Genomic DNA, 24,585 nt, shown 5'->3' on the forward strand with positions numbered 1-24,585 from the left:
TTTAAAAAATGTATTTTTGCCCGTTAAAATATAACTGTATAAACTACATGGAGTTTCTAATTAAGATTTCTCAATTTTTATTAAGCCTTTCTTTACTTATTGTATTACACGAGCTTGGTCACTTTATCCCTGCAAAATTATTTAAAACACGTGTTGAAAAATTCTATTTATTTTTCGATGTAAAGTTTTCTCTATTTAAAAAGAAAATAGGCGATACCGTTTATGGTATTGGATGGTTGCCTTTAGGGGGTTACGTTAAAATATCAGGAATGATAGATGAGAGTATGGATAAGGAGCAAATGGCTTTACCTCCACAACCTTGGGAATTTAGATCAAAACCGGCTTGGCAACGTTTAATTATTATGCTTGGAGGTGTAACGGTAAACTTTGTTTTAGCGGCACTTATTTACATGGTTATGGCTTTTGCTTATGGCGAAACCGATATTGATACCGCAAGTATTAAAGATGGGTATTTAATAACAAATCCTATTCTTGAAAATATGGGCGCGAAAACAGGAGATAATGTTATCGCTATTAATGGAGATCCTGTTACTGGATATTCTGATATGAGATCGAAATTAATTGAAGCCAAAACCATACTTATAGAGCGTGATGGAGTTCAGAAAACGCTTACTACTCCAGTAGATTTTTTGGGGCAGTTAAGTACAGGCGAAGATAAAACACTATTCGAATTACGTATGCCATTTGTAGTGGCACAAGTTCCAGATACTTCTGCAAACAAAAACGTAGACTTAAAAGAAGGCGATATTATTACAGCTGTTAATAAGACTAAATTAAAATATTTTGATGAATTTCATTCTATATTAGAATCATCTAAAGGGCAAACAGTACAGGTAGATGTGTTAAGAGGTGAAGAAGCGTTTTCTAGAGAACTTAAAGTTAGTGAAGATGGGAAATTTGGAATTGCTTATTATCCAAAAGCTAGCGCAGCAACACTTAATGCTTTAGGTTACTATGATATTGTTACTAAAAACTATGGCTTAGGAGAAAGCATAGGGGTAGGTGCCATGCGATTTAAAGAACAAATAGTTGGGTATTGGGCACAATTAGGATTAATGATTAAGCCAAGTACGGGCGCTTATAAAGGTGTAGGTGGGTTTAAAGCTATTTTCGATGTTTTTCCTAGTACGTGGAGTTGGGAAACATTCTGGGGCATTACAGCCTTCTTGTCAATTATGCTAGGAGTTTTAAACTTATTACCTATTCCGGCTTTAGATGGTGGGCATGTTATGTTTTTACTGTATGAAATGATTTCTGGACGTAAACCAAGCGATAAATTTTTAGAGTATGCACAAATGGTTGGATTTTTTATTCTTATAGCGTTAGTGCTGTTTGCGAACGGAAATGACATCTTTAAAGCGGTGTTTAAATAATTTTTTTAATTTTTTTTAAAAAAGCTTTGTGCAACTGAAATAAAGTTCTATATTTGCACTCGCTAATGCAAAACACTCCTTCTTAGCTCAGTTGGTTAGAGCATCTGACTGTTAATCAGAGGGTCCTTGGTTCGAGCCCAAGAGAGGGAGCAAAGCTAGCAAAAAGCCTTACAGAAATGTAAGGCTTTTTTTATGCGTTATAGTTTCTAATAGTCGTGTTATATAGTGATTACAACTAATTACAGCGCTTCTTAAGTGAAATGTATTGTTCTTTATTTTACAACTTGTTAACTTTATTTGAAGAATGAGGTGTACAATTCGGTGTACATATCTGAATTGTCTGCAATACTTAAACTAAAGTTGATTTGAAATAAAACATCAAGGAGTTATGCTTTTGTTCTGTAAAAAGAGACTATTAGTTTAGCGTGTGATTAATTGGTTTAAAATAATTGTATTTGTTGAAGAAGTTTATGTTTATAAATAAAAATATCTCATAACCTGACAAACATCATATATTAAACAAGTTTAAGGTTATATTTTTGAAATGTGTTTTTTAGGAGACTATTAACCTAGAAAATTAACTGGCAAATTTTTTGATTATTATTTCTTTTAACCTTCAGCTTAATGTAATTAAGCTGAAGGTTTTTTTTTGTGCTTAATTAGGCAGATTTATGTTTGTTTTAACTTGTTTCAGGCTGTTTAATGTATTTTAATCGGGTTTTGTTTAATTGTATTGCTTGAGGTTGCGAATGGACTTATACATGTCTAATTTGTCTTTTTAATTTGTATTGAAGAAGTGTCTTAGAATTTATAACTGTAATTCTTAATATTAAATGGTTAATAGCTTTAAAAACAAACAGAGGCTATCTTAATAGATAGCCCCTGTAGAATAAGTTATAATGTAAGGGATTAAAATGTTAATGCTATTTTACCACGAATGTAAAATGGAGTTCCTGGTGTGAAATGAATTTCTTCAACAGATGCAGGTTCGTCAAATAATCTGCTTTCTGTAGCAAATTGTGTTTCGTTCCATTCTGTGTCGAATACGTTTTCAATAATAACGCTGTACGTCCAGTTTTTCCATTTGTAATTAATGTTAAAATCGGTAACAAAATAGCCTTCAGCAACTATAGAGTTGTCTTCAATAGCAGGTCTATCATCTATATATCTGTAATTTATGCTACCAGAGAAACGACCAAGATTTTCTATAGATATTCCTCCTGCAGAGGTAAAATCTGGTGCTAGTGGTATGTAATTTTCGCCATCAGGATCGTCAATACTTCTTCCGTGTGAATAATTAACATCTGCAAAAAGATACAGCCAATCTAAAGCTTGGTAGCGGGCTCCAAAATCTACACCTAAACGTTCTGTTTTTCCGCTAGGTTCAACAATGGCAGCATCTCCAACATATACAAATTCCTGTTCTAAGAATAAATACCATAAGCTAGCGTTTAATGCCAAGCGATCTGTAGGTTTTAAAATAGTTCCTAAATCTGCACCGTAAGCTGCTGGTAAAATAGATTTTCCATTATTAGCGACTACAACACGTGTATCGTTAGAGTGAAAGCCCATTCCTGCTTTTAAGAAAAGTTGAGTGTTTTTGTTTAAAGAGTAAATGGTATTTAGTTTAGGACTTACTCGCGTTTTTGTTTCTGCTTCATCGCTATATGTTTCAGATAATTTATCTTCATATTGAAATTTAAAATAGTCTACTCTTGCAGAAGGATTGAATGTCCATTTTCCTGTTTTAAACTCAGTATTTAAAAAGGCATAAGTGTTTATTTCGTCAATATCTCCTAGAGATTTGTATTCTAAAACTGTTTTTCTGTTTACGGTGTGCGATAATTCTACATCGTCTGCATTGTCGTATCTAAATCCTATTCCTGCTTCATATTTAAACGTCGTGTTTTCGCTTAATTCTATGTTTCTATGTTCGTAAACGGTACTTGCTCCTGTAGTTACTCGGTTTTCAAATTGTTTAATCTGATCGCCATTTACAGGGTCGTCTAGAAAAAAGGTAAAGTTAGAATACAATTCAAAATTATATTGAGAGACAAAAGCAGTGGTTTTAACAGACTGATTTTGGTCTATAATTTTCTTATGATTAACTAATAGGTTTGTACGGCTTGTTTCTCCGCCTTCTGTGTCGTCTATAGCTCCAAATCTATCAATACTACCATTATCTACAGAACGTTGTGGGATTTGTCCTGAAGCATCCCATTTGCTCTGAAAGTGAGACGTTGTGAAATTTAATTCCTGATCTCCTGCAAGTTTATAATTATAGCGTGCTAAAACATTAAAACGGTTAAAGTTTTGTGGCGACTTAAAAGGTCCATCTGTTAACGATAATTCTGAAGCTATATAGGCGCTACTCTTGTCGTTGTTTAATACATTAAACATTCCCATAATGCGGTTTGTATTAAACTGTCCTGCTTCTAAAGACAAGTAATTTTTATCTATAGTTTTTTTTAGGCCTAAATTAATATAACCTGCTGTTGCAAAATTCCCTTTATCTGCATAGTAAGGTCCTTTTCCAAAGTTTATATTATCTATGGTTTCTGGAATAACAAAATGCAAATCAGAGTATCCTTGTCCGTGAGCATGAGATACCATATTTACAGGTATTCCGTCTACAGTAATATTAACATCTGTACCGTGATCTATATCGAATCCTCTTAAAAAAATCTGTTCGGCCTTTCCGCCACCTGCATGTTGTCCAATAATTAGTCCAGGTACTTTTCTTAAAACTTCTTGAGACGATTTTACAGGATCTTTTTGTACGTCTACATTTACAAATTTACTTAAAGCATCAATTTCTGCAACCAACATCACTTGATCTAAAGAGATGTTTGCAGGCGTGATAGTAAAAGTTGCTATTTTATCTAAATGTGTTTGTGTTATACGAATAATTTTAGGTTCGTAACCTAAGCGCGACAGGTATAATGTGTCGTTTACTTGCGTTTTATTTAGTAAAAAATCGCCAGTTGTAGATGTATGCGTGTGTGTGTCGGTAGTTTTGTTAAAGACACTAACTTCTTCTACAGGTTTGTTTTTGTTGTCTACTATTTTTCCTGAAATCTGTTGTGCATAAACTAAACCTGTAAGCAGCAAAGCGCATGCTGTTAATAAGTGTTTCATTTCATAATTAGGTTGTCCTCTGTTGGGAGGAATTAATATTCTATTTCCTAATCAGGTACTTTTTAGACATTAAAAGGCAGCCTGAGTTTAGATGGTTTGCGTATACTTACGAAAAACATCTAATTAGGGTTTTAAATTGACTTAAATATGTTATGAAATAAACTGAGGAGGAGGAGAAAGTGTAGGTAAATTAAAATGATATACAGGTAAAAAAGTATACCATTTTTGTTTTAAAGTTGTATGGAATGTGATGTTTTTTAAACCGAATTCAGATGTTAATATATGCTTGTCTAATACGGTTTTAAAGATAGATTTTTGATGTTCTTTTTGTTCGTCTGATGATGTTAATACGGTGTTTAAAAAAGTAAGTAATTGGTGTGTGTGGTCTGTGGTTACTTTTTTTTCGTGGGTATGCGAATGATGTGATGTTTCTGTATTTATGTGGTGTTCAAATGCATCGTGTGTATGATGCTTGGTTGTTGTTATTGATGTTTTATTATGTGTTTGGATGCGATCTTCGATATAATGAGACATGGAATGTAGCATATCGAACATAGAATTCGTTAAAGGAGAAACCATGTAACATATTGCCATAAGCACAATGAAACATCTAAAAGCTATTGGTTTTATATTTAACAGTGGTTTCAAAAACAACAATATAATAAGACGTAAAAATACAGATATTTTCTAACCTAGCATCTTGTTTCTTATGAACAAAACATTATTGTTTTACAGGGTATAAAAATCATCTAAAAATCAGGGTATTTAGCTTATTAAAAAAAGTATAAAATGTAGCACAGTGATATTGTAGATACAAAAATCCAAAGTGTAGATGCAAAAATCATAGGTTTCCAACCTGTAGTTTTTAAGTCTGAAATAGATATTGTTGTTCCTACTAAAAATAAAGTTACCACTAATAAGTGTTTAGATATAGTAACTATTGTTGTGGTTATTGCTGTTGGTAAGATGTCTGAACTATTTATTAAAATAGCAACTAAAAACAAGAGTATAAAAAGAGGGAATTTAATTTTTTGTCCGCTGTTTTTAAATAGAAACATAGATAATATAGACATGGGTATAATCCATAATGTTCTTGATAGTTTTACTGTTGTTGCAATTTTTAAAGCTTCTTCTCCGTAGGTAAGTGCGGCTCCAACTACAGAACTGGTGTCGTGAATGGCAACAGCACACCACAAACCAAATTGATGCTGATTTAGTCCAAAAATATGTCCTAACGTAGGAAATACAATTAAAGCAATAGCATTTAAAAAGAAAACTACTCCTAAAGCCATGCTAATGGTTTTTGTGTCTGCTTTAATAATAGGCGATATTGCTGCAATTGCACTACCACCACAAATAGATGTTCCTGAGGTGATAAGGTGCCCGAGCGATTTATCTAGTTTTAAATAGCGCGATAATATTAGACCTAAACTTACTGTAAAAAAGATACAGAAGAAGGTGAGTCCAAAACTAGAAACACTTGTTTTAATGGTTTCTATTAAAGCCATTCCAAAACCTAAACCTACAACGGCTATTTTTAATAAGAAATGGATGCTTTTCTGACTCTTTTCTAAAAACGGATGCTTGAAAAATAATGTAAAAACAAATCCTAATCCGAGTGCAATCGGACTAGAAATAAATCCTGCTAATGCAAGAGCGATAACGGTGAAAAAATATATTTTGGATAACTGCGTTTTCATTGTTTTTAATTTTGAAACAAATGTACAAGGACAGTATAATTAAAATGCAATAAAAAAAGTTATACGTAATAACTTTTAGTTATGATTTAGTTTAACTAGTTTTTCAAAAAAGTCTTTGGTTTTAGATTGATAACCTTGTCGGGATACAAAATAAAACCAACGTTCAAAGTTAAAATTCTGAATGTCTATAACTTTTAGTTTGTTGTTTATTAAATCGTCGCTAACAGAATGTATAGAGAGTAATGCGTAACTTTTAGAGTGGTACAAGTAGTTTTTAATAGCAATTGTGCTATTTAATGTCACACTCGACTTAAGCTGCTTAATGCCATATTCGTGTAGTTTTTTATAGATAATTTCTCGTGTTCCAGAGCCATATTCACGTTCTACCATAGGTAGATTTTCCAGGTCGCTTAATTGTAAAACACCTGTTTTAAATTTGGGGTTATTAGCGCTGGTAACTAAAACAATTTCGTCTTTTATAAATTTTTCATAATGTAATTGTTTATTGTGACTACTTCCTTCTATAATTCCGAAATCTAATTCCAGACTGGTAATTAAATGTTCAATATATTCGGTGTTACCACTAATTAATTGAATGGTTGTATTGGGTGTGTTTTTATTTGATTTAGCTAAAACCTGAGGTAGAATAAAGTCGGCAAGGGTAGAGCTTGCACCAAATTTAATATGTTTTTCTTCATCTTGATTTAAGGTTAAAAAATGATTATCTAAATCGGCATGAAGCGTTAAAATTTTATTTATATATTCTAAAAAATCTAGTCCGTCGGGAGTTAACTCAATATTGTTTCCTAAGCGTGTAAAAAAAGTTTTTTTGTAGGTGTCTTCTAATGAGCGAATGGTTTTTGAAACAGCTGGTTGAGATAGGTTTAAAACTTCTGCTGCTTTGGTGAAACTTAAGTGTGAAGCAACTTCTTTGAATATTTTAAATTTAACTTTCATAAGACGTAATGTGAGCGGACCAATTTACTGATTTTGATATGGTTTTAACTAAAAAAAGAAAATCGGTTTGAATTGAATCCAAACCGATTTTAATAGCTTTTATATATATACTTTAGAATGTTTCGTTTAAAACGTTTCAAAGTTTTCTACATCAGTAGCTTCAATAATATCATTGTAATTTTCTATATCAACGCCGCTAATATAATCTGCAGGAACAACAACAACTCTAAAATATTGGTTTTGTGTCCATGTGTCTCCCAAAGTATTTAAATCAAAAGTAGCGTCTAAGAAAATTCTAAAATCTTCATCAGTGAAATCGTAATTATACGTTAGTACACCGCCATCGTCAAAAAATTGGGTTTGTGGTACTAATCTCCAAATTTCGGTACCATCTACAGTTTCCCAAGACATATATACTAAAACCACATCTGAAGGTACAATAGTAAAACCGTAAGTTTGAGTAATTTCGTAGTTATTTGAAGCGTTAAAATCTACTTCAATTTCAAAAGCAGGAGCAACCTCTCCATCTATTCCGTCTAATCCATCTTCACCAGGAACACCTTGGTCTCCTTCGCATGAAGTGAATGCTAATGCTAAGCATAATACAGCTATAATATGTTTCATAGTTTTAATTTTAAACCGATAAAGATCGTTTTTTAATTTTAAAAGTAAGATTTTTTAACAGAAGCAACAACTTTAGCTCATAGATAAGTGTTTGAATAGTTACTTTAATTTTTAGAGCCTCTATCCTTTTTTAAGCTAAAGTAGCCTGTTTTTAAGTTTAAATTGTGTTTGTTTTTGCTTAACTAATTAAATTATAATTATTTTCAAATTAAAGATTTTTAAACGGCAGTATTTAAATCTTCAGATTATTATAAGAAATATCGTTAGTAATAGTGTTAGCATCATCATATATTTGTCTTAATTAGAAGATTTATTTTGATGTAATATAAATGTAAACGTTTATAATTGATAACTTAGAATTTATCCGATTCTTCGTTAAAAAAAAATCTTAAATAGGACTATTTTGTAAATTGAATCTGATTTTAGGATAGTTTAGGCGTTATAAGTTAATAAGAGAATTTAAAATGAAAAAAATTAGTATTATACTTATGTGTTTGTGTCTTTGGGCATGCGATACTGAAGATAAAAAAGTGAAAAAAATAGAAGAAGTTCCAGTCTCTGGTGTAGTGTTTCAAGATGATATTGTAAAGTTAAAATATGTAGATTATGGTTTAGATGCTAAAGCTAAATCAGATGTCTTATTGTGGGAAAAATTCATAGAGTTAGAGATTATAATGTCTCAATTAAAGGTTGGAGACATTTCTTATTTTCAGCGAGAATCTAAAGAGATTGTTTTATTAATGAAAGAATTAAGAGAGAGTATACCAGATGTTGTTAATACGCCTTCAATACAAGCACGTTTGGTTACTTTAGAAACAAAAATGCTTAAATTACAAGGCACTTTAATTTTGCGTAATATTCCGAAAGAAGAACATTTACAGAATGTTAAAGAAGTTTTAGTAGCTTATTCTAATCTAAATCTTCAGATTAATAAAAAATATGAAAAAGACGCTCAAAAAATTGAAAAACCATGATGCATTTTAAACAGGTATTAAGTGTTCTATTTTTCTTTTTAATTAGTGTTTGTAGTTTGCGTGCACAAGACAAAGTAGCGGAAAAAGCAATTAACTTAAGTTTAGATACTTGGCATAAAGCTGCTGCCGAAGCAAATTTTAACGCTTACTTTAATTTGATGACTACAGATGCTGTATTTGTTGGTACAGATGCGTCAGAGCATTGGGAGCTTGAAGCTTTTAAGGCATATAGTAAACCGCATTTTGATGCTGGAAGGGCTTGGAATTTTTCGGCTTTAGAAAGGCATGTTTACATTGCAAGTGCTAATTTAGCTTGGTTTGACGAATTGTTAGATACACAAATGGGAATATGCAGAGGTTCTGGTGTTATTAAATATGAAGACCATACCTGGAAAGTAGCACACTATGTGTTATCTGCAGCAATTCCTAATGCTAAAATGAACACTGTATCCGTTTTAAAATCTACAGAAGATTCTACTATAATAACTTCTTTCTCGAAGTAACTTTTTGTTATTCTATTTTTTGATTTATTCATTTTTTGATATTAATACTTAATAATTAACAAATATTTAGTATAAAAATTGTGTTATGCTTAAAAATACACTAGGTTAATTCACTATAATTCAGTAGTTTTAATTTCAAACTTAAAACAAAATATTATGGGTATTAAAAGTTTTACAGGAGCCAGGAAGCAACAGCTTAAAGAAGTAGATCACGTTGCAGTTCGTGTAAGTGATTATATGAGTAGAGATCTTATAACATTTAAACCTGAACAAATGGTAGAAGATGTTATAGATAAATTAATTACAAATAAAATTTCTGGTGGGCCTGTTGTAAATGATAATTTCGAGCTTATTGGAATAATCTCAGAAGGGGATTGTTTAAAGCAAATTAGCGAAAGTAGGTATTACAATATGCCAATGGAGCAAGATAAAGTGGAGACGCGAATGATAAAAAATGTGGAAACCATAGATGGTAACATGAACATTTTTGATGCAGCAAATAAATTTTTAGAATCTAAAAGACGTCGTTTTCCTATTGTTGTGGATGGTAAGTTGGTTGGTCAAATAAGTCAGAAAGATATTTTAAAAGCTGCACTTACTTTAAAAGGACATAATTGGAAATAATAAGGCTAATTCTTTTTAAGAATCTCGTTTAACCAAAGCATAATAATCTCCATCCAGAGGTAAATAGCCTTGGTTGTACACAAAATAGTATGTTGTTCCAGCTTTTGTAATATATATGTTTGTAAATAAACTAAAATCGAACCCTAAATTAAGCAGTTTTAATTTAGTGGTTTTTGTTTTTTGATCCGGATTTAACGTTTCTAAAATTCGCCAATTCTTACGCAATTTATTATTCGTATTCCGAATTAAATTTTTACTGTCCTTGTTTATCTGGTTGTTATAGGCATTTCTACAATAATCGTTACAAAACTTTTTGTCCGATCTTCCTATAATTTTTTCACCACATTCTAAACAAGATTTATTCATATTAAAACATTTTAGATATACCAATAGCTAAAACCCAAGAGTCGTATTCATCAAATCTTAAATCGTAACCTATGGCTGCACCAAGTTCAAAAGCTTTAGGAAGCTCTAAGCTATATTCAACTTCTCCTCGTATTAGGAATAAATCTTCCTCTTTTGCAAATTCTTCTCCAACGCCAACCATAAAAGCAAAGTGTTCCCCTGGTTTGTATGCTGCCATTATTGCTGGTGCAATAGGTAATTCACGTTCTAAAACTTCACTTTCTCCTTCTTCAGTCTCTTTAAGGATTTCATAAGTTTCTAAAATAAAATCGGTATGTAGTCCTACGGCCCAATTTTTAGTAAACCAATAGTTATAATTTAAACTAACCATGGGTACAACCAACCATCTATTACCTTCAACATGATGACCTTCATCAATATGGGCATGTCCAATCATGACTCCAATTTGGTGGTGTTCAAAACCTTCTTCGGTTTCTTCATTGTGCTTGTTTTCAGATTCTTGAGCATAAATTGTATAGGCTCCTAATTGAAGTAGAATAAGTAAAAGTAAAGTTTTTTTCATTGGTTGTTAATTTCGAGAATAAAGTTAAATAATAAATATAATTGAGGTCTAAAAAACGGGTATTTTTTTTAGAAATCATTCTTTTTTATACAAGTTACAGCCGTTTGTAAACGACTACAATCGGTTGTAAGCGAATTCAATTAGTTTTAAACCGACTGCGTTTTAGTATCTGCTTCACCTTTGTAACGTCTTAATAAGCTAAGACAGATATAAACAGTTTAACTTTAAAAATAATAATCATGAGCACACTTAGAAACAAAGTACAGTTAATTGGTAATTTAGGAAATGATCCAGAGATTATTAATTTAGAATCAGGTAAAACACTTGCTAAATTCTCTTTAGCGACTAACGAAATTTATAAAAATAAATCGGGAGAAAAAGTAACCGACACTCAATGGCATAATGTTGTTGCTTGGGGGCCAACTGCAAAAATAATAGAGAGTTATTTAACAAAAGGAAAAGAGGTTGCTATAGAAGGAAAATTAACATCTAAAAGTTACGAAACCAAAGACGGTGAGAAACGATTTGTAACAGAAGTTGTTTGTAATGAAATTATGATGTTAGGAAGCAATAAATAGTTGTTAAGAGGAGGATTAATTAAAATCCTCCTCTTTTTTTCTTTTTCCGTTTGTCACGATAAATTTGGAATAGCATATATATAGTAAACAGAATAAGAATAGGGAGGATGATAACCAAATCAATTCTTATAATAACTTCTTCTTGACTGTTGGCCCAATTCATGACTAGAATCTCCCAAATGATAAAGGTTAACCAACATAGTCCCAATATTATTTTCGATCTTTTTTTACGCATGCTATATCTTGTTTAGAATCAACTAATTTCTGTAATTACAATGAAGTTAGTTAATTAGTATTGTGTTCTTTCTAAAATTTATTAATAATAAATGAGTATAAATTAAAAGTATAGTTTCAAATCTGTGCTTTTTTCATAATATTCAGGTTATCTGTTGGTATAACTTAAAATTACATAAAATTTGTAAAACTATGATAGTCTATTGGCTAAGCTTTAGTATTTTTATGAAAAATATAGAAGTTCGAAACCATGTCAGTACAACCGAAATTAACCAGATTTAATCAAAATGTATTATCGAAGTATCAGATATACAATAGTATTTTCATGACGTTGCCGTTTGATTCTATTACAAAAACGGGTGTATTATTACCACTTTTTCACGAAACCTGCGAGAAAGGTTTTAAAAACGGTGATAATCCTACTACGATTGTGGAATCTTTTTTTGAGAAATATCAAGCGAGGCGCTCAGACGAAAGTCAAATTAATTTATTATTCAGATTTATTCAATATATAGAAAGACAAGTCGTATTGTTTGATGCTATTGAAGATGCCGCTTTTCCTGTAGTAAACAATATGGACGGGATTGGTACACTTCGTAGTTTAAAAGAAACAGCGAGTTCTGAAAACAGAACAGAGCTTTTAAAAACATATCTTGAAGAATTTAAAGTACGTATTGTCTTAACAGCTCACCCTACTCAATTCTATCCAGGTTCTGTATTAGGGATTATTACCGATTTAACGACTGCCATCCAAGAAAACGATTTGTTGTTAATAAATGATTTATTGGCGCAGTTAGGTAAAACGCCATTTTTTAAGCATACTAAACCGTCTCCTTACGACGAGGCTATCAGTTTAATATGGTATCTAGAAAATGTATTTTATTACTCTTTCGGCTCTATTTACGATTATATTCAACAAAACATTTTTGATAATAAAGAGATCGATAATGATATTTTAAATATCGGATTTTGGCCAGGAGGAGATCGTGATGGAAACCCTTTTGTAACGCCAGAAATTACACTTAAAGTGTCTGAACGTTTAAAGCAAGCAATTCTAAAGAGTTATTATACCGATGCACGTAAATTAAAACGTAAATTAACTTTTAAAGGTGTTGAAGAGCGTATTTCTTTAATTGAAGAAAAGTTATATGAACACATGATTAATGTGTCTGATAATACTATTCTAACATTAGAAGAGCTTAATTCAGAATTATCTGCAATCATAACAACTTTAGAAGAAAAACACCAATCACTTTATGTAACTGAGGTAAAAAGCTTCATGAATAAAATAAAATTATTCGGATTCCATTTTGCGTCTCTAGATATCAGACAAGATAGTCGTGCACACGATCAGGTCTTTACAGATATGGTTGAAGCCGTAATAGCTTCAGGAAGTGATATTTTTCCGGCAAATTATAATCAGTTATCAGCACAAGAACAAGTTGCTATTTTATCTAAGGTTGAAGGCGCTGTAGATATGTCTATCTTTCAAGGAGAAGATGTGTTAAAAACATTAAACTCTATGGTTGCTATTAAGTACATTCAAGACCATAACGGAGAAAAAGCAGCGAACAGATATATTATTAGTAACAACCAAACTACTTTAAACGTAATGCAGTTATTTGCGATGTTAAAGCTTGTTGCTTTTCATGATAAATTAACTGTAGATATTGGGCCATTGTTTGAAACGATTACCGATTTAGAGAATGCCCATTTAGTTATGGAGGAATTGTATACAAATCCTGCATATAGTGCGCATTTAAAATCTAGAGGGAATAGACAAACTATTATGTTAGGTTTCTCTGATGGAACGAAAGATGGTGGATATTTAATGGCAAACTGGGCTATATTTCAGGCAAAAGAGCGATTAACAGAAATATCTAGAAAATATGATGTTACCGTGTTGTTCTTTGACGGACGTGGTGGACCTCCTGCTCGTGGTGGTGGGAAAACGCATCAATTTTATGCCTCTTTAGGACCAACAATTGAAGATAAAGAAGTACAACTTACTATACAGGGACAGACCATTAGTTCTAATTTCGGAACTTTAGATTCGTCTCAATATAATCTAGAACAATTAATAAGTTCAGGTATCTATAACCGCTTAAACGATACAAATGCAGCCATGTCTGCAGAAAGTACTGTTGTGATGAATGACTTGGCAGAAATTAGTTTTAAAACGTATGTTGACTTTAAAAATCACCCCATGTTTGTACCGTATTTAGAGCGTATGAGTACTTTAAAATACTATGCGAAAACAAATATTGGTAGCCGACCATCTAAGCGTGGAAAATCTGAAGGTTTAGTTTTTGAAGATCTAAGAGCCATTCCTTTTGTAGGTTCTTGGAGTCAGTTAAAACAAAACGTACCAGGATTCTTTGGTGTAGGTACAGCATTAAAGAAATATGAAGATGCAGGAGAATTTGACAAAGTAATAGCGCTTTACAAGTCTTCTAGTTTCTTTAAAACGTTAATTGAGAACAGTATGATGTCTTTGTCTAAATCGTTCTTTGATCTAACTAAATATATGGCAGACGATGCTGAATTTGGAGATTTTTGGAGAATTATTCATACAGAATACGAGGTTACAAAAAGGTTACTATTGAAACTTACAGGATATAAAGTATTAATGGAAGATGAACCAGCAGGTAAAGCATCTATTGATATTAGAGAATCTATGGTCTTACCATTATTAACGATTCAGCAATTTGCTTTAAGAAAAATTCAAGAGTTAGAAAAAGCTGAGGTTAGAGATGAAGACCAAATAAAAATCTATGAGAATTTAGTAACTCGTTCTTTATTCGGGAATATTAATGCAAGTAGAAATTCAGCTTAAAAGCGAAGTTTAAAATATAAAAAAGCCTCTAGAAATAGAGGCTTTTTTTATGCAACATTTTGAAGTAAATCGAAACAAGGGCATTTGCCACAACGTTTCTTTTCAGACTTTGTATATTTTTTGCAACACTTGGTTTTACATTTGTTGGAAATTTTAACTCCAACAGTTAATAAAACAGTTTTTGCTTTTTTAAGTTCTTTCTTTTTAACCTTTTTGTCTTTTTTCTTGCCCAAAACTAATTACAATTAGCGGTTTAAGCTTCAAAAATAATTATTTTTACTTAATCTAAATAAGATTAAATGTTAAAAATTATATAGGGTTATTAGATGCAGCTGTACTTACAGTAATTTGATCGATATCTCTATCAAATAAATACAGTCCACCTTTATCGTCACCAATTAAATTAATTTTATCTAAAATGGTTCTTGCCATAGCTTCTTCTTCAATTTGTTCAGAAACATACCACTGTAAGAAATTATGAGTTGCATAATCGCGTTGTTCTAAAGAAATATGAACTAAATCGTTAATGCTTTTACTTACAAAAACCTCGTGTTTAAACAACATTTCAAACATTTCTTTAAACGATTGGAAAGTTACATTTGGTGCTTTTAATTCAGAAATAAAAGCATGTCCACCACGTTCGTTAACAAACTTAATAAGTTTAAGCATGTGTTCACGTTCCTCGTCAGATTGTTTATACATGAAATTAGAAATACCTTCTAACCCTTTTACTTCAGCCCAACAAGCCATGGCTAAGTATATTTGAGAAGACTCTGCTTCAATTCTAATTTGCTTGTTTAACGCTTCTTCTATATCTTTTGATAACATATTCTTTCTTTTTAACAAAGTTATAGATAAAAAGGGTTTAATTTTTAATAAAAACTCTTAAGATTTTTCTTTTTTAAATATTCTAAATAAAGATATGTGCTGGGTGTAAAAGGTAATTCTTATACCAAAAAGCAGAATAATACCACCAATCATCATTTGTAAAGTAATGGTTTCATTTAGAAAAACCCATGCTAAGATAGAAGCCAAAATAGCTTGTCCTAATAAACTAACCGAAACTCTTGTAGCTCTCATGTGTTTTGTAGCATAGCTAATAAGTAGCCAAGCTAGGAGCTGGCAAACAATGCCTTGAATAAGTAGTACAAACCAACCAGTGTTAGAAAATCCAGAAAATGGTTGGCCCATTACATAACTAATAACACCTAAGGCAATTGTAGAAGAGACAACACTAATAGTCATAAACGTTAATACATCTGTTTCTTCCAGTACAAATTTACTAGTTAACATATATACGGCGTACAACATGCCTGAAAGTATGGCGAAAAAGAAAGCGAGGTCAAAATCTAAATTGATAAAAAACTGAAATCCTACTAAAGTTATCATCCCAATAATAGCGATTATTGTGCCAATCCAAAAATTACGTTTCGGCTTGTCTTTTAAAAATAAAAACGCTCCAATGCCAACCCAAACAGGAGATAAATTAGTTAATAATGTGGCTTGTGTTGCCGAAGATTCCTGAATAGCAATATTCCATACGCCTACATCTAAACCAAATACAATACCACAAAGTGATGCTAAAAGCAACATTTTAGGTGAAGGGATTTTTAACTGCCTTGTAATTAAAACATAAGGCAAAATAATTGCCGAAGCGATTGCCATTCTGTAAAATGCAGAAATTAATCCAGGTGTTAAACTTAAGCGTACTAATACTGGAAATATAGAAATACATATAATTCCGACTACAAGAGCTATTCTAGGTTTTGTCATAACAATTTTAGTATAAAAAAGCGAGCAAAAATATGTTGTAAATTATTATAAAAATGGTACTAAATAATCCGTGTTTAATGATATGTTATCCTGAGTATGGTTTTAAAAATTATATGTATCGTGTTGTGTTATATGTTTGTCTGACAGTTTTTTATAAAGGGCTTAGAAGTAGAGTTCTTGTGCTAATCTAAACGTATTACTGTGTGCTTCAATAATTGTTTTGATTTCTGGAGAATATCCGCCACCCATACTGCACATAATAGGAATTGCATTGAATTTACATGTCTCTAAAACAAATAAATCTCTTGCTTTACACCCTTCGATTGATAGGTCTAATCTTCCAATCTTATCCGATGCTATAACGTCTACGCCGCACTGATAAAATATAAAATCAGGTTGTTGCTCATCTATTAATTTAGGGAGTGTGTTTTTTAGAATTTTTAAATAGGACGAATCGGTTGTTGCATCGTCTAATTCAATGTCTAAATCGCTTTGTTCTTTTTCAAAAGGATAATTGTTTTTTCCATGCATAGAAAAGGTGAATACCCGCGGTTCGTTAGTAAATATTTCTGCTGTTCCGTTACCTTGATGGACGTCTAAATCGACTATAAGAATGCGTTTAGCTATACGTGTATCTAATAAATGTTTTGCGGCAATAGCTTGGTCATTTAACATGCAGAATCCTTCTCCATGATCCGAATAGGCGTGATGTGTTCCTCCTGCAATATTCATTGCAATGCCGTATTGTAAAGCATATTCTGCGGCTTGTAACGTGCCAGAAGCAATACATATTTCACGAGCTATTAAGCGTTCGCTTAATAAAAAACCAATTTTAAGCGCAGCGTGATGGTTTAGTGTTAAATTTAATAAATCGTAAAAATAATCAGGATCATGAATCTCTAAAATTGGTTTGTGATTTTGTAAAACGTTTGGTTTAAAGAAATTATCTGCAGTGCACGTGCCTTCGTATATTAATTGCAACTGAAGCAGTTCGTACTTTTCCATAGGAAATCGATGTCCTTTTGGGATAGGATGATTATATATGGTGTCGTATGCGATTTTTAGCATCTTATTTATGAAGTTTAAGCTGAATACGTTTTCTAGCCACATCAACTTCTAATACTTTTACAATAATTTGTTGATGCAAGGTGACGTATTCACTAACATCACTTACAAAAGTATCTGCTAAGTTAGAAATGTGTATTAAACCACTTTCTTTAATTCCTATATCTACAAAACATCCAAAATTTGTAATGTTATTTACAATACCTGGCAGTAATTGCCCTTCGGTAATATCTGCAATAGTTTTTATATCCTGATTAAATGTAAAGACTTTAGCTTGTTGTCTGATATCTAAACCAGGTTTTTCTAATTCCTTAATAATATCCTGAAGTGTTGGTAATCCAACAGTTTCTGAACAATATTTTTTAAGATCTATGTTTTTAAGTACTGCAGAATTTCCAATTAGTTCTGAAATACTTTTCCCTGAATCTTTTGCCATTTTTTGAACAATAGCATATTGTTCTGGATGTACCGCCGAATCGTCTAAAGGGTTCTTTGCTTCTTTAATTCTTAAAAACCCAGCACCTTGTTCAAAAGCTTTATCTCCTAAACGGGGTACTTTTTTTATGGCTGTTCGTGTTGCAAAGGCACCATGTTCTGTTCTGAAATTCACAATATTTTCGGCAAGTTTTGGTCCGATTCCCGAAACATAACTTAATAAGGAAGTGCTTGCTGTATTTATATTTACACCAACGGCATTCACACAATTTTCAACAACTAAATCTAAACTTCCTTTAAGTTTAGATTGATCTACATCGTGTTGATATTGTCCTACTCCAATAGATTTTGCATCTATTTTAACCAATTCAGCTAAAGGATCTTGTAAACGACGGCCTATAGATATAGAGCCTCTTACGGTAACATCATAATTTGGAAATTCGTCTCGTGCAATTTTTGATGCCGAATAGATAGATGCTCCAGCTTCACTAACTACAAACACTTGAATATCGGTTTTAAAATGAATACGACGAATTAAGGTTTCTGTTTCTCTAGAAGCTGTTCCGTTACCAATAGCAATGGCTTCAATTTTATAAGCTTCAACCATAGTACTGATTTTCTTAATCGCACCTGTAACATCGTTTTTAGGCGGATGCGGATAAATGGTTTCATTATATTTTAAATCGCCTTGAGCATCTAAACATACGATTTTACAACCTGTTCTAAATCCAGGATCGATGGCTAAAACACGTTTTTGTCCTAGAGGAGATCCTAAAAGTAATTGTTTTAAGTTTTTAGCGAATACATTTATCGCAGATTCGTCTGCTTTATCTTTTGCTTTTTGAAGTGCTTCATTGGTTAAGGCTGGTAATAATAAACGTTTGTAGGCATCTTTAATAGCGGTCTCTATTTGGTCGGCACAGGCGTTGTTTGAACGGATAATACGATCTTCGATTTTGTTTAATGCAGCGTCATCATCAATTGCAATTTTTACACGAATAAACCCTTCTTTTTCTGCTCTTAAAATGGCTAATAATCTGTGAGACGGAATACGACTTAACGCCTCTGTCCAATCAAAATAATCTCTAAATTTTTGAGCCTTTTCATCTTCTGCTTTCGTTTTTACAACTTTGGTTGTAATGGTTGCTCTGTGCTCCAATTGAAACCGAATATTGTTTCTAATATCTGTACGTTCATTAATCCATTCTGAAATAATATGGCGCGCACCTTCTAAAGCATCTTCAACAGAAGCAATATTTCCTTTTACATATTTAAGCGCAATAGACTCAACGTCGTTCGCATTCTGACTCATTATAATTTTTGCCAAAGGTTCTAAGCCCAATTGTCTTGCTTTTTCTGCCTTGGTTTTTCTGCTTTTTTTAAAGGGCAGATAGATGTCTTCAAGTGTAATTAAATCGGTTGTAGAATTAATTTTTTTCTGAAGTTCAGGAGTTAACACCTCTTGTTCTTCAAGTGCTTTTAATATGGTTACTTTACGTTTTTCAAGTGTTTCGTAAGCGTCTTTGTATTTTACAATATTTGCAATTTGTACTTCATCTAAGTTTCCTGTTAGTTCTTTTCTATAACGCGAAATAAAGGGAATGGTACAGTCTTCTTGTAACAGTTTTAAAGTGTTTTTTACGCTGGTTTCAGGAAGATTAGTTTGAGAGATGATGTATTGTAAAATAGACATATTTTAGTTTTGAAAATAGAGTGTAAAGATAAGGTGTTAGACCGAAACTGATTTTATTTTTTGAAAATTATAATTCAATTTATATGTCAAAAGTGATACAAAATAAAAAGACCTCGCAAATCGAAATTAGCGAGGTCTTTTAATACTTAATTTAGAATAAAAATGATTTAGTTTACAAAGTAATCAACTTCAAATTTTGCCATTGTAGCCATGCGACCTTTGTTTAAATTTAAAACACCGTTTACAACAGTGTAATTGTCTGCAACTTCTAAAACTTTCATGTATTTATTTTCAACTTCCATATTTGGACAAGCCATCATGGTGTGCATTATTTTAGAGACCGTTATACGGTTACCTTCAAGCAGCTTATATTCGCCGCCAAAACCATTACAACTTGTGTTTCCGCTAATGCGATTGTCTTCTGTGTTTAATACTAGAAACGGTTGTTTCGTGACCTTATCAATAGGTTTTCCATAGATTTCTACTAGTTTCCAAGGTGTGTTTTTTAAACTATTAGCATCTTGCTTTTTTAGTGTGTAATTGTTCGTTAAAGCACCTGTAATTTTTTTACCTGAACTATCTAATAGTGTTATTACTGTTTCTCCAACAAAATAGGTTTGAGATTTATTTTCAGATTTTAAAGTTACTTCGCTTCCTGAGTTATTCCAGTTAAAAGAACCTTGTTCTGTATATATATCTGTAGATTTTCCTAAATACTTTGTTTTTTTAGAATAAGTTAAATCATTGTTTAGTTCTATTACTGTTTTAATACCATCGCAATCTGCACAAGGTATTATGCCAACGTAAGTTCCGTCCCAATCTAAATTAGTCATACTATTATCTGCATTAAGTGCTGAATCTTTGTTTGTTTTACAACTAACAATTAAAACGGCAACCATTAAAAATGGTACTATTTTTTTTATCATAATATTTTAGTTTAAAAAGAGGGGTGTGTTTATAACTCTTTAGCTAATTTGTAATCCGTTAGTCACTCCTTTTTCATCTGGATTAACAAACACCAATTTACCTTCTGCAGTTTCTGTCATTAAAATCATACCTTCACTATCTACACCTCGTAGTGCTCTTGGAGCTAAATTTACAAGTACAGTGACGCGTTTTCCAATAATATCTTCCGGCTTAAAACTTTCTGCAATTCCAGAAACAATAGTTCTTACATCAAGTCCGGTATCTACTTTTAAAATGAGTAATTTTTTAGCTTTAGGCATTTTCTCTGCTTCTAAAATCGTACCAACACGTAAATCTAATTTAGAAAAATCGTCGAAAGTGATGGTGTCTTTTTGAGGTTCAACAACTTTGTTTGCCGCTTCGTTTGCTTTTTTACTTGCTATTAATTTGTCTAATTGGTGTTGAATGGTATCGTCTTCAATTTTAGAAAATAACAATTCCCCTTTTCCTATTTGGTGTGTTGCAGGAAGCAATACATCTTTAGTAGAAATGCTTTCCCAAGTGTTTTCATCAGAAATATTTAAAATACTTTTTAGTTTAGCTGATGTAAAAGGTAAAAATGGCTCACATAATGTTGCTAATCCTGAAGCGATTTGAAGCGCAACAAACATGATGGTTTGCGTACGAACTTCGTCTACTTTAATTTTTTTCCAAGGCTCCTCATCGGCTAAGTATTTGTTTCCAAGTCGGGCTAAATTCATTAGTTCTTGACTTCCTTCACGAAATCTGTAACGTTCTATAGAACTAGAAATTACAGACGGATATGCTTTTAAAGCGGCTAATGTTTCTTCGTCTATTTTAGAGAATTCACTTGGCGTTGGCACATTTCCGTTGTAATATTTATTAGTTAAAACTACGACACGATTAATGAAATTTCCGAAGATGGCAACCAATTCGTTGTTGTTTCTTGCTTGGAAATCTTTCCACGTAAAGTCGTTATCTTTAGTTTCAGGTGCATTTGCTGTTAAGGCATAACGCAACACATCTTGCTGATTTGGAAAATCTTCTAGATATTCTGGTAACCAAACGGCCCAGTTTTTAGATGTCGATAATTTGTTGCCTTCTAAATTTAGAAATTCGTTAGCTGGTACATTTTCTGGTAAAATATAAGACCCTTCTGCCTTTAACATGGCAGGGAAAATAATACAGTGAAATACAATATTATCTTTACCAATAAAATGCACTAAAGTGGTGTCTTTATCTTTCCAATACGGTTCCCAATCTTTTCCTTCGCGAGCTGCCCATTCTTTGGTAGATGATATGTATCCAATTGGTGCGTCGAACCACACATAAAGCACTTTTCCTTCTGCACCTTCTAAAGGAACAGGAATTCCCCAATCTAAATCACGTGTTACAGCACGAGGTCTTAATCCGTCGTCTATCCAAGATTTTACTTGTCCGTAAACATTAGGCTTCCAGTCTTTTTTATGTCCTTTTAAAATCCATTCTTTTAAGAAGTCTTCGTGCTTATCTAAAGGTAAAAACCAGTGTTTTGTTTGTTTTAATGTCGGTACATTTCCTGTGATTGCCGATTTAGGATTAATTAAATCTGTAGCATTTAAACTGCTTCCACATTTTTCACATTGATCTCCATATGCTTCTTCATTTCCACATTTAGGGCACGTTCCTGTAACAAAACGGTCTGCTAAAAACTGATTGGCTTCTTCGTCGTACAACTGCTCAGTCGTTTCTTCAGTAAATTCACCTTTATTATATAAGGTTGTAAAGAATTCTGATGCGGTATCATGATGAATTTTAGCAGAAGTTCTAGAGTAATTATCAAAAGAGACACCAAAATCTTCAAACGATGTTTTAATAATCGCGTGATATTTATCTACAATATCTTGAGGTGTTACACCTTCTTTTTTCGCTTTAATAGTAATAGGTACGCCGTGTTCGTCACTTCCGCAAATAAAAAGAACATCGTTTCCTGTTAAGCGTAAATATCGTGCATAAATATCTGCAGGTACGTAAACACCGGCTAAGTGGCCAATGTGTATTGGGCCGTTGGTGTAAGGTAGCGCTGCTGTAATGGTATATCTTTTAGACATGTCTCGTTTCTGTTTTAATGGCACAAAAGTACGCATTTCATTAACCATTTAGAAAAAAAATGTATTTTTACCAAAAGCACTTTTTATGTTACTTAATAGAATTTTTTTACCCCTATTTTTTATTGTTTTTAGTTTAAATATTAGTCCGATAATGGCACAGCAATCTACAAGTCAATCTTTAGTGAATACTTCAAAAACGTATATTAAACCACCATATTTAAAAGTGGGTGATACTGTCGCTATTGTAGCGCCGTCTGGAGTGTTAAGAAATAAGTTTGATGATATTGAGCGTGCTAGAGCTTTACTAAAAACATGGGGTTTAAATACGGTAGTTAGCGATAATCTTTATGCACAAAACGGACATTTTGCAGGTACAGATGAACAGCGTGCTTCAGATTTTCAGAAGGCATTAGACGATCCGAAAATTAAAGCCATTTGGTGTGCACGTGGTGGCTATGGAACGGTTAGAATGATGGATATGTTAGATTACTCTAAATTTAAATTAAACCCGAAATGGGTTATTGGGTATTCTGATATTACAGCGCTTCACAATCAAATTCATGATATGGGATATGAGTCTTTACATGCGATGATGTGTATTAGTCTGACTAAAAATTTAGACGAAATTCCAGAAACGATTTCAACATTTAAAGATGCTATTTTCGGAAAACCATTGTCATACACTTTAAAAGGTTCTAAATACAATAAAACGGGAATAGTAACGGCTCCTTTAGTAGGAGGAAATTTAACATTGTTACATACTATGTTAGGTTCTGTGAGTACTATAGATGTTTCTGGTGAGATTCTTTTTATTGAAGAAGTTGGTGAATATGCTTACCATATAGACCGTATGTTACAGAGTTTAAAACGTGCGGGTTATTTTGAAAACTGTAAAGGGATTTTAGTTGGAGATATGAGTAAAGTGAGAAAAAATCCAACGCCTTTTGGAGAAACGATAGAAGAAATTATTCTTAATATTGCTGCCGATTACGATTTTCCAGTAGCATTTAATATGCCTGCAGGACACGAAAAAGATAATCGTGCATTGTTTTTTGGAAGAACTGTTACTATGAAGGTTGAAAAAAGCGGGACTACTGTAATTTTTAATGAGTAGAACTTTTGTTAGAAGCTTAAGGTTATTAAGTCTGTTCTGAAAAGATTTTTACCCTGTTTTCCAGGGAGTTATTTATAGAATATTTTACAATTACAAATTGAACACATAATCAAAACAAAGAAAATTTGTTTATGGATTCTCGACTCCGCTCGAATACCGTTTAAACTGTCAGTATTTATATTTCATGTTTTTTCAGGGTGTTCGAGCGCAGTCGAGAACATATAACTATTCAACACCCAGAATGCATCCGCTTTCAATAATTAATACAATCTCTTCTGAAACCTATAAAACAAAAAACTGCTAACAGTATATAATCCAACATCAATCCAGTCGGCAGTGTATCTCGAATTGTATTTTGGTAAGTAGTGTTCAAAATAGATGGCGTAACCTGCGGTCAATAATAGTATTGGAAGTATTGGTAAATACAAGCTGTTATCTCTTTTAATTATTCTAACACCTAGCAAGCAAAACGATAAAACTATAGGCATGCATAACGCATCGTTTACGTAAAATTGCATCCAGTTTGGGAGTGATAAATGAAAAAGGGGAGCGCAGTAAATAAAGCTTGCTAAAGTTATCGCGATTAAGAACAGCGGCTGAGTTAGAATTCTCATGCAGCCAGAAAAGTAAATAGCCAAGCAAAAAAGGCACCGATGGCCATAACTGCAATCACAATGCCGTTGAAAAACTGAGCGCCTAAACGAACTATCAAATACTTACTCTTTTTGCCCGTTTCTATCCACGACGGCGAAGCTTTTTTTTCAGCGTCTTTACGTGCTTTTTGTTTTTGTTGTTCTTCTTTATGAGCTAATTCTCGTCGTTTTTTATAAGAAAGAAGGGTGCCACAGTTAGAACAATAGTCTGCATTTGTGTTGAATAATCCACAATTCGGACATTTTATTTTAACTGTACCACCCATATATTTATCTTGTTTTATGTTTATTACCTAATTAATTTTAGATTGAAAGGTAATTTAAAAAAAGAATCAAAATATTATT

Annotated in this window: 21 protein-coding genes and 1 tRNA gene; 8 read left to right on the top strand and 14 right to left on the bottom strand. The window is 32.3% G+C overall.

Annotated elements, in window-relative coordinates:
• Nucleotides 1–47 precede the first annotated feature (47 nt).
• Nucleotides 48–1,394: an RIP metalloprotease RseP gene (rseP, locus tag Q1B05_RS16340; RefSeq protein WP_299782097.1), complete on the top strand. Its 1,347-nt coding sequence runs from the start codon at nt 48–50 to the stop codon at nt 1,392–1,394.
• Nucleotides 1,395–1,470: 76 nt separating this feature from the next.
• Nucleotides 1,471–1,544, top strand: a tRNA-Asn gene (locus Q1B05_RS16345).
• Nucleotides 1,545–2,303: 759 nt separating this feature from the next.
• Here the strand turns inward: Q1B05_RS16345 and Q1B05_RS16350 are convergent.
• The 5 genes from Q1B05_RS16350 to Q1B05_RS16370 all read right to left on the bottom strand — a co-directional run bounded on the left by Q1B05_RS16350 (nt 2,304) and on the right by Q1B05_RS16370 (nt 7,813).
• The gene (locus tag Q1B05_RS16350; RefSeq protein ID WP_299782099.1) at nt 2,304–4,532 is read right to left on the bottom strand and encodes a TonB-dependent receptor plug domain-containing protein; all 2,229 of its coding nucleotides are present in this window, start codon (nt 4,530–4,532) and stop codon (nt 2,304–2,306) included.
• Between the two features lie 150 nt (nt 4,533–4,682).
• The gene (locus tag Q1B05_RS16355; RefSeq protein WP_299782101.1) at nt 4,683–5,126 is read right to left on the bottom strand and encodes a hypothetical protein; all 444 of its coding nucleotides are present in this window, start codon (nt 5,124–5,126) and stop codon (nt 4,683–4,685) included.
• Between the two features lie 179 nt (nt 5,127–5,305).
• Nucleotides 5,306–6,232, bottom strand: coding sequence for a putative sulfate exporter family transporter (locus Q1B05_RS16360; protein ID WP_299782103.1), 927 nt, complete (start codon nt 6,230–6,232; stop codon nt 5,306–5,308).
• Between the two features lie 75 nt (nt 6,233–6,307).
• A complete protein-coding gene (locus Q1B05_RS16365; protein WP_299782105.1) occupies nt 6,308–7,189 on the bottom strand; it encodes a LysR family transcriptional regulator in 882 nt (293 codons plus the stop codon).
• 126 nt (nt 7,190–7,315) lie between these two features.
• Nucleotides 7,316–7,813, bottom strand: coding sequence for a hypothetical protein (locus tag Q1B05_RS16370; RefSeq protein WP_299782107.1), 498 nt, complete (start codon nt 7,811–7,813; stop codon nt 7,316–7,318).
• A gap of 464 nt (nt 7,814–8,277) precedes the next feature.
• Between Q1B05_RS16370 and Q1B05_RS16375 the strand changes: the two genes are divergently transcribed.
• The 3 genes from Q1B05_RS16375 to Q1B05_RS16385 all read left to right on the top strand — a co-directional run bounded on the left by Q1B05_RS16375 (nt 8,278) and on the right by Q1B05_RS16385 (nt 9,914).
• On the top strand, nt 8,278–8,787 hold the full coding sequence (locus tag Q1B05_RS16375; RefSeq protein ID WP_299782108.1) for a hypothetical protein: 510 nt from the start codon (nt 8,278–8,280) through the stop codon (nt 8,785–8,787).
• A complete protein-coding gene (locus Q1B05_RS16380) occupies nt 8,784–9,290 on the top strand; it encodes a nuclear transport factor 2 family protein (RefSeq protein ID WP_299782110.1) in 507 nt (168 codons plus the stop codon). Before Q1B05_RS16375 ends, Q1B05_RS16380 begins: the two co-directional genes overlap by 4 nt.
• A gap of 156 nt (nt 9,291–9,446) precedes the next feature.
• The gene (locus Q1B05_RS16385; RefSeq protein ID WP_299782112.1) at nt 9,447–9,914 is read left to right on the top strand and encodes a CBS domain-containing protein; all 468 of its coding nucleotides are present in this window, start codon (nt 9,447–9,449) and stop codon (nt 9,912–9,914) included.
• Between the two features lie 15 nt (nt 9,915–9,929).
• Here Q1B05_RS16385 and Q1B05_RS16390 read toward each other — a convergent pair whose 3' ends face one another.
• On the bottom strand, nt 9,930–10,280 hold the full coding sequence (locus tag Q1B05_RS16390) for a hypothetical protein (RefSeq protein ID WP_299782114.1): 351 nt from the start codon (nt 10,278–10,280) through the stop codon (nt 9,930–9,932).
• 1 nt (nt 10,281) lies between these two features.
• On the bottom strand, nt 10,282–10,842 hold the full coding sequence (locus Q1B05_RS16395) for a hypothetical protein (protein ID WP_299782115.1): 561 nt from the start codon (nt 10,840–10,842) through the stop codon (nt 10,282–10,284).
• A gap of 239 nt (nt 10,843–11,081) precedes the next feature.
• Here Q1B05_RS16395 and ssb point away from each other — a divergent pair, with 239 nt between their 5' ends.
• Together ssb and Q1B05_RS16405 are read left to right on the top strand one after the other, a co-directional pair.
• On the top strand, nt 11,082–11,420 hold the full coding sequence (gene ssb / locus Q1B05_RS16400) for a single-stranded DNA-binding protein (RefSeq protein WP_299782117.1): 339 nt from the start codon (nt 11,082–11,084) through the stop codon (nt 11,418–11,420).
• 484 nt (nt 11,421–11,904) lie between these two features.
• A complete protein-coding gene (locus Q1B05_RS16405) occupies nt 11,905–14,490 on the top strand; it encodes a phosphoenolpyruvate carboxylase (RefSeq protein WP_299782118.1) in 2,586 nt (861 codons plus the stop codon).
• Between the two features lie 309 nt (nt 14,491–14,799).
• On the opposite strand, the gene Q1B05_RS16410 is transcribed toward Q1B05_RS16405, so the two are convergent.
• The 6 genes from Q1B05_RS16410 to metG form a co-directional block, all read right to left on the bottom strand.
• The gene (locus Q1B05_RS16410) at nt 14,800–15,318 is read right to left on the bottom strand and encodes a ferritin (RefSeq protein ID WP_299782120.1); all 519 of its coding nucleotides are present in this window, start codon (nt 15,316–15,318) and stop codon (nt 14,800–14,802) included.
• Nucleotides 15,319–15,375: 57 nt separating this feature from the next.
• A complete protein-coding gene (locus tag Q1B05_RS16415; protein WP_299782122.1) occupies nt 15,376–16,263 on the bottom strand; it encodes a DMT family transporter in 888 nt (295 codons plus the stop codon).
• Nucleotides 16,264–16,425: 162 nt separating this feature from the next.
• The gene (locus Q1B05_RS16420; RefSeq protein ID WP_299782124.1) at nt 16,426–17,331 is read right to left on the bottom strand and encodes a histone deacetylase; all 906 of its coding nucleotides are present in this window, start codon (nt 17,329–17,331) and stop codon (nt 16,426–16,428) included.
• Between the two features lies 1 nt (nt 17,332).
• A complete protein-coding gene (locus Q1B05_RS16425) occupies nt 17,333–19,456 on the bottom strand; it encodes a Tex family protein (RefSeq protein WP_299782125.1) in 2,124 nt (707 codons plus the stop codon).
• Between the two features lie 167 nt (nt 19,457–19,623).
• Nucleotides 19,624–20,382 (bottom strand): copper resistance protein NlpE N-terminal domain-containing protein, encoded by a 759-nt coding sequence (locus Q1B05_RS16430; RefSeq protein ID WP_299782127.1) that lies wholly within the window; start codon nt 20,380–20,382, stop codon nt 19,624–19,626.
• A gap of 39 nt (nt 20,383–20,421) precedes the next feature.
• Nucleotides 20,422–22,509 (bottom strand): methionine--tRNA ligase, encoded by a 2,088-nt coding sequence (gene metG / locus Q1B05_RS16435; protein ID WP_299782129.1) that lies wholly within the window; start codon nt 22,507–22,509, stop codon nt 20,422–20,424.
• A 115-nt stretch (nt 22,510–22,624) separates the two neighbouring features.
• Between metG and Q1B05_RS16440 the strand changes: the two genes are divergently transcribed.
• Nucleotides 22,625–23,587: an LD-carboxypeptidase gene (locus Q1B05_RS16440; protein ID WP_299782131.1), complete on the top strand. Its 963-nt coding sequence runs from the start codon at nt 22,625–22,627 to the stop codon at nt 23,585–23,587.
• 610 nt (nt 23,588–24,197) lie between these two features.
• Here Q1B05_RS16440 and Q1B05_RS16445 read toward each other — a convergent pair.
• Nucleotides 24,198–24,506 carry a hypothetical protein gene (locus Q1B05_RS16445; RefSeq protein ID WP_299782133.1) on the bottom strand — a complete coding sequence of 103 codons (309 nt, stop codon included), beginning with the start codon at nt 24,504–24,506 and terminating at the stop codon, nt 24,198–24,200.
• Nucleotides 24,507–24,585: the final 79 nt, after the last annotated feature.

This window comes from uncultured Formosa sp. (assembly GCF_947500765.1).
GTDB lineage: Bacteria > Bacteroidota > Bacteroidia > Flavobacteriales > Flavobacteriaceae > Formosa.

What these genes read in the sequence shown, in the direction of transcription:
- Q1B05_RS16410 (WP_299782120.1), bottom strand. Translation starts at nt 15,318, where the DNA reads ATGTTATCAAAAGATATAGAAGAAGCGTTAAACAAGCAAATTAGAATT.
- Q1B05_RS16390 (WP_299782114.1), bottom strand. Translation starts at nt 10,280, where the DNA reads ATGAATAAATCTTGTTTAGAATGTGGTGAAAAAATTATAGGAAGATCG.
- Q1B05_RS16355 (WP_299782101.1), bottom strand. Translation starts at nt 5,126, where the DNA reads ATGGCAATATGTTACATGGTTTCTCCTTTAACGAATTCTATGTTCGAT.
- Q1B05_RS16370 (WP_299782107.1), bottom strand. Translation starts at nt 7,813, where the DNA reads ATGAAACATATTATAGCTGTATTATGCTTAGCATTAGCATTCACTTCA.
- Q1B05_RS16445 (WP_299782133.1), bottom strand. Translation starts at nt 24,506, where the DNA reads ATGGGTGGTACAGTTAAAATAAAATGTCCGAATTGTGGATTATTCAAC.
- ssb (WP_299782117.1), top strand. Translation starts at nt 11,082, where the DNA reads ATGAGCACACTTAGAAACAAAGTACAGTTAATTGGTAATTTAGGAAAT.
- Q1B05_RS16440 (WP_299782131.1), top strand. Translation starts at nt 22,625, where the DNA reads ATGGCACAGCAATCTACAAGTCAATCTTTAGTGAATACTTCAAAAACG.
- rseP (WP_299782097.1), top strand. Translation starts at nt 48, where the DNA reads ATGGAGTTTCTAATTAAGATTTCTCAATTTTTATTAAGCCTTTCTTTA.
- Q1B05_RS16360 (WP_299782103.1), bottom strand. Translation starts at nt 6,232, where the DNA reads ATGAAAACGCAGTTATCCAAAATATATTTTTTCACCGTTATCGCTCTT.
- Q1B05_RS16430 (WP_299782127.1), bottom strand. Translation starts at nt 20,382, where the DNA reads ATGATAAAAAAAATAGTACCATTTTTAATGGTTGCCGTTTTAATTGTT.
- Q1B05_RS16350 (WP_299782099.1), bottom strand. Translation starts at nt 4,532, where the DNA reads ATGAAACACTTATTAACAGCATGCGCTTTGCTGCTTACAGGTTTAGTT.
- Q1B05_RS16380 (WP_299782110.1), top strand. Translation starts at nt 8,784, where the DNA reads ATGATGCATTTTAAACAGGTATTAAGTGTTCTATTTTTCTTTTTAATT.
- Q1B05_RS16365 (WP_299782105.1), bottom strand. Translation starts at nt 7,189, where the DNA reads ATGAAAGTTAAATTTAAAATATTCAAAGAAGTTGCTTCACACTTAAGT.
- Q1B05_RS16385 (WP_299782112.1), top strand. Translation starts at nt 9,447, where the DNA reads ATGGGTATTAAAAGTTTTACAGGAGCCAGGAAGCAACAGCTTAAAGAA.
- Q1B05_RS16395 (WP_299782115.1), bottom strand. Translation starts at nt 10,842, where the DNA reads ATGAAAAAAACTTTACTTTTACTTATTCTACTTCAATTAGGAGCCTAT.
- Q1B05_RS16420 (WP_299782124.1), bottom strand. Translation starts at nt 17,331, where the DNA reads ATGCTAAAAATCGCATACGACACCATATATAATCATCCTATCCCAAAA.
- metG (WP_299782129.1), bottom strand. Translation starts at nt 22,509, where the DNA reads ATGCGTACTTTTGTGCCATTAAAACAGAAACGAGACATGTCTAAAAGA.
- Q1B05_RS16375 (WP_299782108.1), top strand. Translation starts at nt 8,278, where the DNA reads ATGAAAAAAATTAGTATTATACTTATGTGTTTGTGTCTTTGGGCATGC.
- Q1B05_RS16415 (WP_299782122.1), bottom strand. Translation starts at nt 16,263, where the DNA reads ATGACAAAACCTAGAATAGCTCTTGTAGTCGGAATTATATGTATTTCT.
- Q1B05_RS16425 (WP_299782125.1), bottom strand. Translation starts at nt 19,456, where the DNA reads ATGTCTATTTTACAATACATCATCTCTCAAACTAATCTTCCTGAAACC.
- Q1B05_RS16405 (WP_299782118.1), top strand. Translation starts at nt 11,905, where the DNA reads ATGTCAGTACAACCGAAATTAACCAGATTTAATCAAAATGTATTATCG.